The sequence below is a fragment of the Curtobacterium flaccumfaciens genome (assembly GCF_004361695.1).
Classification (GTDB): Bacteria; Actinomycetota; Actinomycetes; order Actinomycetales; family Microbacteriaceae; genus Curtobacterium; species Curtobacterium flaccumfaciens_B.
Window position 1 is genome coordinate 114,830 of sequence record NZ_SNVW01000006.1, and the last position, 11,049, is coordinate 125,878.

At 71.2% G+C, this 11,049-nt stretch carries 13 protein-coding genes; 7 read left to right on the forward strand and 6 right to left on the reverse strand.

What is annotated here, in order from left to right; all coding sequences use genetic code 11:
- Positions 1–303: 303 nt before the first annotated feature.
- Positions 304–756 carry a DUF4383 domain-containing protein gene (locus EDF64_RS18210; RefSeq protein ID WP_166645685.1) on the reverse strand — a complete coding sequence of 151 codons (453 nt, stop codon included), beginning with the start codon at positions 754–756 and terminating at the stop codon, positions 304–306.
- Between the two features lie 340 nt (positions 757–1,096).
- Here EDF64_RS18210 and EDF64_RS18215 point away from each other — a divergent pair, with 340 nt between their 5' ends.
- Complete coding sequence (locus tag EDF64_RS18215) at positions 1,097–1,894, forward strand: phosphatase PAP2 family protein (protein WP_166645686.1); 798 nt, start codon at positions 1,097–1,099, stop codon at positions 1,892–1,894.
- Positions 1,895–2,069: 175 nt separating this feature from the next.
- Positions 2,070–3,209 (forward strand): CE1758 family FMN-dependent luciferase-like monooxygenase, encoded by a 1,140-nt coding sequence (locus tag EDF64_RS10495; protein ID WP_133519931.1) that lies wholly within the window; start codon positions 2,070–2,072, stop codon positions 3,207–3,209.
- Positions 3,210–3,301: 92 nt separating this feature from the next.
- On the opposite strand, the gene EDF64_RS10500 is transcribed toward EDF64_RS10495, so the two are convergent.
- Positions 3,302–3,664 carry a DMT family transporter gene (locus EDF64_RS10500; protein ID WP_133519932.1) on the reverse strand — a complete coding sequence of 121 codons (363 nt, stop codon included), beginning with the start codon at positions 3,662–3,664 and terminating at the stop codon, positions 3,302–3,304.
- A 1-nt stretch (position 3,665) separates the two neighbouring features.
- Entirely contained in the window at positions 3,666–3,980 is a 315-nt protein-coding gene (locus EDF64_RS10505; RefSeq protein WP_133519933.1) for a DMT family transporter, read from the reverse strand.
- A gap of 93 nt (positions 3,981–4,073) precedes the next feature.
- On the opposite strand from EDF64_RS10505, the gene EDF64_RS10510 reads away from it, so the two are divergent.
- The 4 genes from EDF64_RS10510 to EDF64_RS10525 all read left to right on the forward strand — a co-directional run bounded on the left by EDF64_RS10510 (position 4,074) and on the right by EDF64_RS10525 (position 7,977).
- Entirely contained in the window at positions 4,074–4,652 is a 579-nt protein-coding gene (locus EDF64_RS10510; RefSeq protein WP_133519934.1) for a TetR/AcrR family transcriptional regulator, read from the forward strand.
- A gap of 74 nt (positions 4,653–4,726) precedes the next feature.
- Positions 4,727–5,746: a permease gene (locus EDF64_RS10515; RefSeq protein WP_133519935.1), complete on the forward strand. Its 1,020-nt coding sequence runs from the start codon at positions 4,727–4,729 to the stop codon at positions 5,744–5,746.
- Positions 5,733–6,554, forward strand: a complete 822-nt coding sequence (locus tag EDF64_RS10520) for a TIGR03943 family putative permease subunit (RefSeq protein ID WP_133519936.1) — start codon at positions 5,733–5,735, stop codon at positions 6,552–6,554. Before EDF64_RS10515 ends, EDF64_RS10520 begins: the two co-directional genes overlap by 14 nt.
- On the forward strand, positions 6,544–7,977 hold the full coding sequence (locus EDF64_RS10525; RefSeq protein WP_133519937.1) for a hypothetical protein: 1,434 nt from the start codon (positions 6,544–6,546) through the stop codon (positions 7,975–7,977). The genes EDF64_RS10520 and EDF64_RS10525 overlap by 11 nt, the downstream gene beginning before the upstream one ends.
- Here the strand turns inward: EDF64_RS10525 and EDF64_RS10530 are convergent.
- The 3 genes from EDF64_RS10530 to EDF64_RS10540 all read right to left on the reverse strand — a co-directional run bounded on the left by EDF64_RS10530 (position 7,974) and on the right by EDF64_RS10540 (position 10,653).
- Positions 7,974–8,933 carry a helix-turn-helix transcriptional regulator gene (locus EDF64_RS10530; RefSeq protein WP_166645687.1) on the reverse strand — a complete coding sequence of 320 codons (960 nt, stop codon included), beginning with the start codon at positions 8,931–8,933 and terminating at the stop codon, positions 7,974–7,976. The genes EDF64_RS10525 and EDF64_RS10530 overlap by 4 nt on opposite strands.
- A 209-nt stretch (positions 8,934–9,142) precedes the next feature.
- Positions 9,143–10,189: an NAD(P)-dependent alcohol dehydrogenase gene (locus EDF64_RS10535; protein WP_133519939.1), complete on the reverse strand. Its 1,047-nt coding sequence runs from the start codon at positions 10,187–10,189 to the stop codon at positions 9,143–9,145.
- Between the two features lie 131 nt (positions 10,190–10,320).
- Entirely contained in the window at positions 10,321–10,653 is a 333-nt protein-coding gene (locus EDF64_RS10540; RefSeq protein WP_133519940.1) for a hypothetical protein, read from the reverse strand.
- A 96-nt stretch (positions 10,654–10,749) separates the two neighbouring features.
- On the opposite strand from EDF64_RS10540, the gene EDF64_RS10545 reads away from it, so the two are divergent.
- Positions 10,750–10,932 (forward strand): hypothetical protein, encoded by a 183-nt coding sequence (locus tag EDF64_RS10545; RefSeq protein ID WP_133519941.1) that lies wholly within the window; start codon positions 10,750–10,752, stop codon positions 10,930–10,932.
- The last annotated feature ends 117 nt before the right edge of the window (positions 10,933–11,049 follow it).

The window sequence follows — 11,049 nt, forward strand, 5'->3', positions numbered from 1 at the left end:
GCCCGAGACGTCCGGGGGCGCCGAGATCTCACTCTGGCACGCCCGCGGCCCGGTGACGCTCGCGAAACTGCAATCTCACGGCCAGGTCGGGCTTCCGTTCCTGGCGCGCTCGACGTCGAGATCGCACTTCGGCGCTTTCGCGGGCCTGGTCGGGCCCGCGGAACTGCGATCTCGGCGGCCCGGACGCGGCCCAGGAGACGCTCCGCCTGCGCGAGGACGCTGACACGACAACGCGTCGAGGACGCGGACACGACGACGCCCCGCCTGCCACGAGGGCGGACGGGGCGTCGGAAGCCGTTCGGGTCAGACCCGGCGGGCCTCGGCGCGGAGCGCGCTGATGTTCTCCTTGTCGGCACCGAGCGCGGTGAGGAGCAGGATCACGCCGACGATCGCGTGGAACACGTTGTCGGTGGTGTTCAGCGCGAGGATGTTGGCCGAGGTGTTGCCGAACACGAAGCCGTAGACGGCGAGCACGACGAGGACGGCGCCCACCAGGACGTTGCCGTTGCGCGAACCGATCGTGGTGCCGAGGCCCATGATGAGGAGCACAGCGGCGAGCATCACCCAGATGAGCGCGAGCGGCGGGTTCACGCCGAACGCGTTCCAGAGCATGCCGCCCTGGCGGCTGAAGAAGCCCGGGTCGCCGTCGGCGGCGAAGAAGAACCCGAGGATGCCCCAGAGGAAGAGGACCGCGCCCACGGTCAGCGCGAGACCACGGTTCGGGGACGCGGTGATGCTCGGTTCCTTGACTGCCACTTCGGTTTCCTCCTCGTACGCAGCCGACGCGGTGTACGTCGGTCCGGCGATGTGCGCCGGTGCGTTCACCCGCGCGAGGCCGCTCGACGACTCACTGGACGCGAAGGTCGCTGACCCGCGGTTCCCAGCCTCCGACCGGCGGTCCAACGGTATCGTGTCCGACCCCGACCGTCCGAATCGCACGCGGGTGGCCAGGCGTGCGACGAGACCGACGACCAGCACCCCGAGGAGGACCAGCCCGGTGACCCGAACGCCCGAACGCACCGCACCGGAGTCGCGGGGACCGAGTGTCTCGCGTCGGTTGCGGTGGGGCCTGTTGGCTGCTCTGGGGTTCGTCATCGTGCCTCTCGTCTACGCGGCGGCGGTCCTGACGCCGATGGGACAGCGGGTCGAGGACGCCGCGCTCGGCGGGGTCCGGGAATCCGACCTGTTCGGGTCGGACACTGCACTCAACGTCATCTCGGTGCCGGTGATCTTGTTGCTCGTCGTCGTGATCGCCGCCGTCGCGTTCGCCCGGCGCCGGCTCGCGGTGGGGCTCGGAGCGGGAGTCGTGGTGCTCGCGTCGGCGGCCACCTCGACGCTCCTCAAGCGTATCGCCGAGCGCCCGGAGATCGCTCAGTCGACGACGCCGAACTCGTTCCCCTCCGGACACGCCACGATCGCACTCGCCGCGCTGTTCGCGGTCCTCATGGTCACGCCGCGTCGGTTCCGTCCGGTGGTGACCCTGCTCGGCACCGTGTACGCCGTGTTCGTGGCGAGCCAGACGGTGGTCTACGGCTGGCACCGGGTGAGCGACATCGTCGGGGCCTGTGCCATCGCGCTGTTCTGGCTCGGGGTCGTCCGCGCCTTCGGGCCGCAGGTCGACCGGGGGGCGCGCGGAGACCGCGACGGACGTCGGTGGCCGCGGCGGCTGGTGACCGGGAGCCTGCTCGTCGCCACCGGCGTGACGTTCCTGGTCGGTCTCGCCGCGCTCGTGTACGGGGTCGCCGGCGGGACGCACGACCACGCCGCGATCCTGGTGGCCGGCCGGATGGCGTCGAGCGCGAGCGTGCTGGCGGTCGTGACGATCGTCTGGCTGGCGGACGACATGCACCACGCCCCGCGGACCGACACTGAGGCGATCCCCGCGGCTCCGTGAGCACCGCGCCTGCGAGAGTCACGGCCGTGCGTCACGGCCGTGCGCATCGCACCTGCGGCACCGGCGCTCCCGCGGCACTGGCGGGAATGCCTGCGACTGCGCTACGTTGTACCCAGCAAGTCGATGCAAACGCATCGAAATGCTCGAACAACCAGCAAGCCAGGAGGCGGGCACCATGCAGTTCGGTATCTTCACCGTCAGCGACGTCACGACGGACCCCACGACCGGTACCACGCCGGACGACACCCAGCGCGTCCGGGACATCCTGACGATCGCCGAGCACGCCGACCAGGCCGGCCTCGACGTCTTCGCCACGGGTGAGCACCACAACCCGCCGTTCGTCGCGTCCTCGCCGACGACGATGCTCGCGTACCTCGCCGCCAAGACGGAGCACATCACGCTCTCGACGTCGACGACCCTCATCACCACGAACGACCCGGTGCGCATCGCCGAGGAGTACGCGATGCTCCAGGTCATCTCCGACGGCCGCATGGACCTCATGATGGGCCGCGGCAACACCGGCCCCGTCTACCCCTGGTTCGGCCAGGACATCCGCCAGGGCGTCAACCTGGCGATCGAGAACTACGCGCTCCTCCGCCAGCTCTGGGAGAACGACGTCGTCAACTGGCAGGGCAAGTTCCGCACGCCGCTGCAGGGCTTCACCTCGACCCCGCGTCCGCTCGACGGTGTCGCGCCGTTCGTCTGGCACGGGTCGATCCGCACGCCGGAGATCGCCGAGCAGGCCGCGTACTACGGCGACGGCTTCTTCCACAACAACATCTTCTGGCCGATCCAGCACACCGAGCAGATGGTGGGCCTCTACCGGCAGCGCTTCGAGCACTACGGGCACGGCGCCGCGAACCAGGCGATCGTCGGCCTCGGCGGGCAGTTCTTCGCCCGGAAGAACTCGCAGGACGCGATCAACGAGTTCCGCCCGTACTTCGACAACGCCCCGGTCTACGGCCACGGCCCGTCGATGGAGGACTTCACCGAACAGACCCCGCTGACCGTCGGCTCGCCGCAGCAGGTCATCGACCGGTACGCCGCGATGAAGGACCACGTCGGGCACTACCAGCGCCAGCTGTTCCTCGTCGACCACGCGGGCCTGCCGCTGAAGACCGTGCTCGAGCAGATCGACATCCTGGCGACGGACATCGTGCCGGAGCTCCGGAAGATCAACGACGAGAGCCGCCCGGCCGACGTGCCGTCCGACCCGCCGTCGCACGCGTCGCGCGTGGCCGCGGCGATGGCCGCCGGCACGGTCGGCAGCGACCACGTCGCCGCGGAGGACGAGTGGACGGGCGCGTCCGTCTGATCGTCACGTGACCACCTGACGGACGGGAGGCGCGGTGCCAGCTGGCACCGCGCCTCCCGTCCGTCTCGGTGCGCGCCCACCCCGCGACGGCGCTAGCGTGCGACCTCGGCGTGGGACGTCTCGGCCGACCGTGCGGGGCGGGCGGGGACGAGCTTCAGCCCGACCACGCAGCCGACGATCCCGGCGATGAACAGCAGGCGCAGGAGCGTCACGGGCTCGGCGCCGGTGGCCATGCCCCACAGCACCGTGAGTGCCGCCCCCGTACCGGTCCACACCGCGTACGCCGTGCTGATCGGGATGTGCTTGAGGACGTACCCGAACGCGCCGAGGCTCAGCACGATCGCGATCGCGAACACGATGGTCGGCCGCGGCTCGGTGAACCCGTCGCTCTGGCCGAGGGCCGTCGCCCACACCGTCTCGAGTCCGGCGCTGACGAACAGGACGATCCACGGCACCTCAGCTCACCACCTTGAGGCCGACGACGCACGCGACGAGCCCGAACACCAGGGCGAGGCGGGCGACGGACGCGGCCTCCTGCTTCCGGACGACCGCGACGACCACCGTCAGCGAGGCCCCGATGCCGACCCAGACCGCGTAGGCCGTGCCGACCGGGATCTCCCGCATCGCGAACGCGAGTCCGACCATGCTGAGCGCCATGCCGACGACGAACACGATGGTCGGCACGACCTTCTTGAAGCCGTTCGACGCACTCAGTGCGGTGGCCCAGACGGCCTCGAGCACGCCGGACAGGACGAGGATGCCCCACGCCATGACGATGTCCCTTCGATGACATTGAGTCGCACGACTGTGCGACAACGAGGTCCACGGTAGCACGAACTCGTACGACTGTGCGAGTATGGCGGCATGGCCAGGAGCATCGACCTCGCGGGACGACGTCGCACCGTCTCCGAAGCGGCGTGGCGGGTGCTCGCGCGCGACGGACTCGGAGCGCTCAGCGTCCGCAACGTCTCGGCCGAGGCCGGCCTGCCGCCGAGCACGGTCCGCTACGTCTTCCCGACCCAGGCGAGCCTCCGCGAGCACACCATCACGCTCGCGTTCGACCGGACGCGGGAGCGCATCGACGCCGTCCCCGCCGACGGACCGGCACGGGAGCGCGCACACCGGATCGTGCTCGAGCTGCTGCCCCTCGACGAGGAGCGGGTGCTCGAGCTCGAGGTGTACCTGGCGCTCGGCAACGCCGCGCTGACCGACGACGAGCTCCGACCGGCGCTCGACCGGGCCGTCCGCGAGATGCGGGTGTGGTGCGAGGAGGTCCTCGGGCTCGTCGGCGTGCCGGAGGTCGACCGTGAGTACGAGGCCCGTCGGCTGCACGCGCTCGTCGACGGGCTCGCGATGCACCTCGTGCGGCTCGCGCCGGGGGAGTCCGGCGACTGGGCGATCGACGTGCTCGACCGGCACCTGGACGGCCTCGTCGCGAGCTGACCGCCCCCTCGCACCGTGCGAACGCACCGCGCGCGCGACCACGCCGAGCGACGTCCGTCGCCTATCCTTGCCCGGTGACGACGACCACGCCGCCGCCGCGAACACAACGCTCGCGCTCCCGCACGGGTCCGGGCCTGGTGCTCGGCGCCGTCGTCGTGCTGCTCGGGATCCGGCTGCTCTCCCCGGCCGTCGGCACCGCGGGTCTGCCGAACGTGGTGCAGGACTTCCTCACGCTGGCGATCAGCGTCGTCGTCGAGTCCCTGCCGTTCGTGGTCCTCGGCATCGTGCTGTCGATCGTCGTCGAGGTCTGGGTGCCCGTCGGTGCGCTCGAGAAGGTGCTGCCGCAGAACGCCGTGGGCCGCCGCGCCGTGATCTCCCTCATCGGCATGCTGTTCCCGGTGTGCGAGTGCGGCAACGTGCCGCTCGCCCGCGGCCTCATGCTGCGCGGCTTCACCCCGGCCGAGGCGGTCACGTTCCTCGTCGCCGCCCCGATCCTCAACCCGCTCGTCATCATCAGCACCGCGCAGGCGTTCGGCTGGTCCGGCTGGATCCTGCCCGTGCGGATCGTCGGCGGCTTCGTCGTCGCGAACCTCGTCGGGTGGATCGTCGCCGCCCACCGCCGCCCGACCGAGCTGCTCCTGCCGGTGTTCGAGGCACGCTGCCGGGCCGCCGTCGGAGCCCCGCGGAGCCGGAACCGCTGGCGGGACAGTGCCGCGCAGTTCGGTGGCGAGACCGCGACGATGATGCCCGCGCTGTTCGTCGGCGCCGGGCTCGCCGCCGCGATCCAGGTCGCCGTGCCCCGCTCCACGCTGGTGTCCATCGGCGCGAACCCGGTGCTGTCCGTCGCCGCGATGATGCTCCTCGCGATGACGGTGTCGCTCTGCTCGAACGTGGACGCCTTCTTCGCGCTGTCGTTCGCGTCGACCTTCCTGCCGGGGTCGATCACGGCGTTCCTCATCATCGGGCCGATCATCGACGTGAAGATGATCGCGCTGCTCCGGACGACCTTCCGTGCGCGCTTCCTGGTGCTGCTCGCCGTCGTCTGCGTCCTGTTCGCCGGAACCGTGGGGTTGGTGATGAATGTCCTGGTCTGAGAAGGGCCCGTCGTACCTCGGTCTCGGGTCGGTGCTCGCGGTGGCGCTCTGCACGCTGTGGCTCGCCCTCGCCGGGCACCTCGACCTCTACATCAACCCGCGGTACTCCGTCTTCACGATCGTGCTGGCGGCCGTCGCGGTACCGGCGTCGGTGGCCGGCCTGGTGGTCGTGGCGCGCGGCCACGGCCACACCCACGACGACGACGACGAGACCGGCCACACCCACGACGACGACGAGACCGGCCACGGCGACGGCCGCCGAACGGGAGGCGCGGCTCGCCACACACGCGCCGTCCTCGGTGGGGTGGCCGCGCTCGTCACGATCGGGGTCACCACCGCGATGCTCGTCCTGCCCCCGACGACGCTCTCCGCACGCACCGCGCAGCAGCGGAGCGTGGACTCGGCGACGCTGTCGAACGCCACCGGCTCCGAGGCCGCGGTGTCCCTGCTCGGCTCGGGGTCGGTCGACACGTCGCAGTACGGCGTGAAGGACTGGGCCGCCCTCATCCGCCAGACCACCGACACGACGTCGCTCGTCGGCAAGGACGTGCGGCTGTCCGGCTTCGTGGTCCCCGGGTCAGACGGCTCGTTCACGCTGACCCGGTTCGTGATCAGCTGCTGCGCCGTCGACGCCCAGCCCGTCGGACTCGGCGTGGTCACGGACGGCGCCGTCCCCGACGAGGACCAGTGGGTCACGGTGACGGGCAAGCTCGCCGCGAACCCGGACCAGTCCGCCGACGCCCGGATCGTCATCCGGGCCGCGACCGTGCAGAAGATCGCCCAGCCGGACGACCCGTATGAGTACTGAGTCGGCAGGGGGCCGCGAGCCGCTCCGCGAGCCGCTCCGCGTCCGCCCCCGGAACCGCTTCCGCCGCCGGCTCGTCGCGACGATCACGGTGCTCGCCGTGGTCGGGGCGCTCGCCGCCGTCGTGGGCTCGCAGCAGGGACCACGCCTGCGTGACGTGTCGTACGACGCCTCCGGGCTGGTGTCGCGTCCGGCGCAGCGGGTGATCCTCACCGCGAACCAGGCGCTCCAGCGGGTGTCCGCCGCAGACGTCCGGGTCAGCCCTGCCGCCGCCCACACCGTGACCTCGAGCGGGAACACGATCGCCGTCGAGTTCGCCGGACCCCTCGCCTACGACCGCGACTACACGGTCACGGTGGCGGACGTGCGTGCGCCGGGGCAGCGGGCGACCTCCGACCTCACCACGACGATCCGCACCGGCAGCACCGACGTGCTCGCCCTGGTCCCCGCGGCCGACGGCGGGAAGGACCGCATCGTCAGGCGATCGCTCGACGCGGGCGGCTCGACGACCGTCTACGAGGCCGCCGGGATCTCCGAGTACGCCCGCCTGGGCCGCTCGCTCGTGGTCGTGAGCGGCACCGACGCCGGGTTCGCCGTCGACATCGTCCCGCTCGCCGGCGGCGTGCAGGACGAGGGCACGCCCGTCGAACGCCTCACGCTGCCCACCCGGGACGGACGCGTGACCGCCCTGCACGCGGCCGACGACGGCGCCTCGTTCGGGTTCGAGTACGCCGACACCTCGACCGGGCAGTCGCGGAACGTCGGCCTCTACGTCGTCGACATGACCGGCACGCACCTGCCGACGGCGATCGACGCCGAGGGCAAGCCAGTCACCGGGGCCGTCCCGATGACCGTCGGCCAGTGGGCGTACGTGCCGCGCACCGAGAGCGCCCTCGTCCGGACCGGCAGCGACGACCTGGTGCTCGTCGACATGAGCGGGCGGACCGGTGCGGTCCGACTCGGCAGCGCGACGTACCTGCACGGGTTCGTCGGCACGGGCACGACGGCCGTCGTCGAGACCGGGACGGGCATCGTCCGCCTCGACCTGACGGACGGCGCGCGCACCGCGCTGCGGGCACCCGCCGGCAGCACCGACGCCGCCTACCTCGGTCGCATCGCGCAGCTGACGGACGACAGCTACCTGCGCGTCGTGGGCGACGTGCGGTCGGACGGGACCATCTCGGCACGGATCGTGCGGGTGGACGGGAGTCGCGCCTCCCGGCTGCCCGTGACCGTCCCCGACGACGCGAGCGTCACCGCGGTCTGTCCGTCCCCGAACAGCCAGTTCGTCGCGGTGGCGACGAAGTCGGCGACCGACGAGCTGGTGAGCATCGTCGACGCGTCCTCCGGTGCGCTCGAGGCGAGCATCGACGCGGCGTCCGTCGACTGGTGCGGTGCCCTGCCGTCCGGCGACGAGATCGGCTAGCGCCGGAGGGTCTGCTTCGGGTACTCGCCGAAGCGCTGCAGGTACTCGCCGGAGAACCGGCCCATGTGCGTGAAGCCCCAGCGCGCCGCGACCTCGGCGACCGAGGTCTGCCCCGGCTGGGCACGCTGCAGGTCCTCGTGGGAGCGGCGCAGTCGGACCTCGCGGAGGTACTGCATCGGCGTCCGGTCGAGCGCGCGCTGGAACGCCTCCTGCAGGCCACGGACGCTGAGGTCGGCGGTCCGCGCGATGTCCGACACCGTCAGGGGCTCGTGTGCGTGCGCGTGGATGTACTCGACGGCGGCGCGGACCCGGACGTGCCGGTGCTCGCTCCACCCGGTGGGTGCCGCCTCGGCGCGGAAGCGGTACAGGTCGAGGAGTGCCCGCGCGACGTCGCGCTGCGCTTCGTCCCAGGCGAGGGACTCGACGCCGTCGTTCCGCAGCGTGCGGACGGAGGACGCGACGGCCTGCCGCCAGCTCGCGATCGCCTCGGGTGTCGGCGGCGTGGACCGGTCGAACTGGACGGTGCCGTCCACCAGGTACCGCTCGGACGCGACGTCGAGCACGAGGTCGCGCCGCAGGTGCACGAGCCGCTGGTCCCAGTCGCGGTACTCCATGTCGAACCGCTGCTCGATGGGGAAGAGCGTGGGGACGCCGGGCTGCATGCGGACCTCGTCGCGGCCGACGTCGAGGGCCGCGCTGCCGGAGTCGATCCACTGCACGACCACCTCGCCCTCGACGGCGACGTCACCCCGGAGGGAGCCGTGCATCTGCGACCGGCGGACGCTCATCCGCTCGTCGCCGAGGGCGACGTAGCGGTACCAGTAGTCGCCGTCGGTCCGGCCGGAGTGCCAGGCACGTCCCGCGTACATGCCGGCGAGGTCGCCGACGGCGGCGTCCGTGTCGGTGCCCGCCACGGACACGAGAGGCCGGGGTGCCTCGTTCGCCGTGTCGCTCATCGGGCAAGTTTCTCGTGTCCCGACGTCCGAGCGCTGGACGGTGCGTGGTGCGGACGACGTGGCCGCGTTGTGCGGATACGCGCCGGTCTGCATCGGTGTCTGTGCCCGTGCCTGTGCCTGTGCCTGTGCCCATGACGGGCGGGAGGCGCGGTGCCAGCTCGCACCGCGCCTCCAGTCCGTCACCTGGTCGCGTCGAGGACGCGGGCCGATCAGGCCAGGGTGGCCGCGTCGATCACGAAGCGGTACCGGACGTCCGATGCAAGGACGCGCTCGTACGCCTCGTTGATCTGGTCCGCGCTGATGAGCTCGGTCTCCGGCAGGATGCCGTGCTCCGCGCAGAAGTCCAGCATCTCCTGGGTCTCGCGGATGCCGCCGATTGCCGAACCGGCCCAGCTGCGGCGCGAGCCGATGAGGGCGAACGCCGGCACCTCGAGCGGCTCGGACGGGGCGCCGACGTTGACGATCGTGCCGTCGACCTTGAGCAGGCCGAGGTACGCGCCCATCGGGATCTTCGCCGACACCGTGTTGATGATGAGGTCGAACGAGTTCGCGAGCTCCTCGAAGGTCGAGGGGTCCTTCGTGGCGTAGTGGGCCGTCGCGCCGTAGCGGAGCGAGTCCTCCTGCTTGGAGGTGGTCTGCGACAGGACGGTGACGTCGGCGCCGAGCGCGACGGCGATCTTGACCGCCATGTGGCCGAGCCCGCCCATGCCGACGACGGCGACCTTCGTGCCGGGGCCGGCCTTCCAGTGGTGGAGCGGCGAGTAGGTGGTGATGCCGGCGCAGAGCAGCGGCGCGACCTTCTCGATGTCGAGCGACTCGGGCACGCGGAGGACGAAGTCCTCGTTCACGACCACGGCCTGCGAATAGCCGCCCTGGGTGATGCTGCCGTCGGCCGGGTCGACACCGGCGTAGGTCTGGATGTTGCCCCGCAGGCAGTACTGCTCCTCGCCCGCGACGCAGTTCTCGCACTCGCCGCAGGAGTTCACCATGCAGCCCACGCCGACGCGGTCGCCGACCTGGTGCTTGGTGACGGCGTCGCCGACGGCGGAGACGTGGCCGACGATCTCGTGGCCGACGACCTGCGGGTACTGGATCTCGCCCCACTCGCCGCGGACGGTGTGGATGTCCGAGTGGCAGATGCCGGCGTAGGCGATGTCGATCTCGACGTCGTTCGGTCCGACGTCACGACGGGTGATGGTGGTCTTGACGAGCGGCTCGGTGGCGGACGGTGCCGCGTACGCGTTGACGGTGCGCAATGGTCTCCTCGTGGGGTTGACGGTGGGGCCGGGTCCGGCCCTCGTCAAGTCTCGTGGAGCGCGCCATCGGGTGGGAGGTTCCGTTGGGACCCCCTCGTTCTGCACGTCCGCGCGTGTCGGACGGGTGCCGCTCAGGCCTGTTCCGACGTGCCCGTCAGGTCGGAGCGGGTGTCGGCGTGGATCGGCTCGGCGTGCCCGAAGGTCTCGGCCGCTGCGCGGAGCCGTGCCACGAACTCCGCCTGCTCCACCTCGAGGTCGTCCTCTTCGGTGTCCTCGAGGACCATCTCGCTCGACGGGCCGATCAGGATCTTCGTCGTGGTCATCGTGCCGTCCTCGGCCACGGAGGGCACGGCGACGGTGTCCGCGCGGTCACCGCCGGACAGGGCTGCGGCGTACTCGATCACGGCGTCGGCGACGTCGTCGCTCGTCAGGATCGTCGAACCGTCGTACTGGATGTGCTTCATCGGTGGTTCCCTCCGCCGTGCGTTGACCGGTCTTCCCGTGGTTCCGACCCCAGTGAACCGCGGACGGCTTGCCGGTCGCTCAGTCCACGGCGTCGGGTGGGTGATCTCCGTCACACCTCGACGGCGACGGCCCCGGCGACGTGTACTTCGGCGTTCCGGCGCGTCTTCGCCCAAGCACTCGTGGTGATGCGGGCGCTCCTCGACCTCACGATCGCGAACTTCGTCGACCGCTTCCGGCAGGAATCGATCCGTCGCGAGCGGGGACTCGGGCCGCCATGAGCGACGATCGCCGCCCCGCGATCAGCGCGAAGCGCAGCGGGTCCGGTCGATCGGACATTCCGAGAAGTCTTGCAGATCGGACTTTTGCGTATGTACGCTGTATCGGACATCCCACGA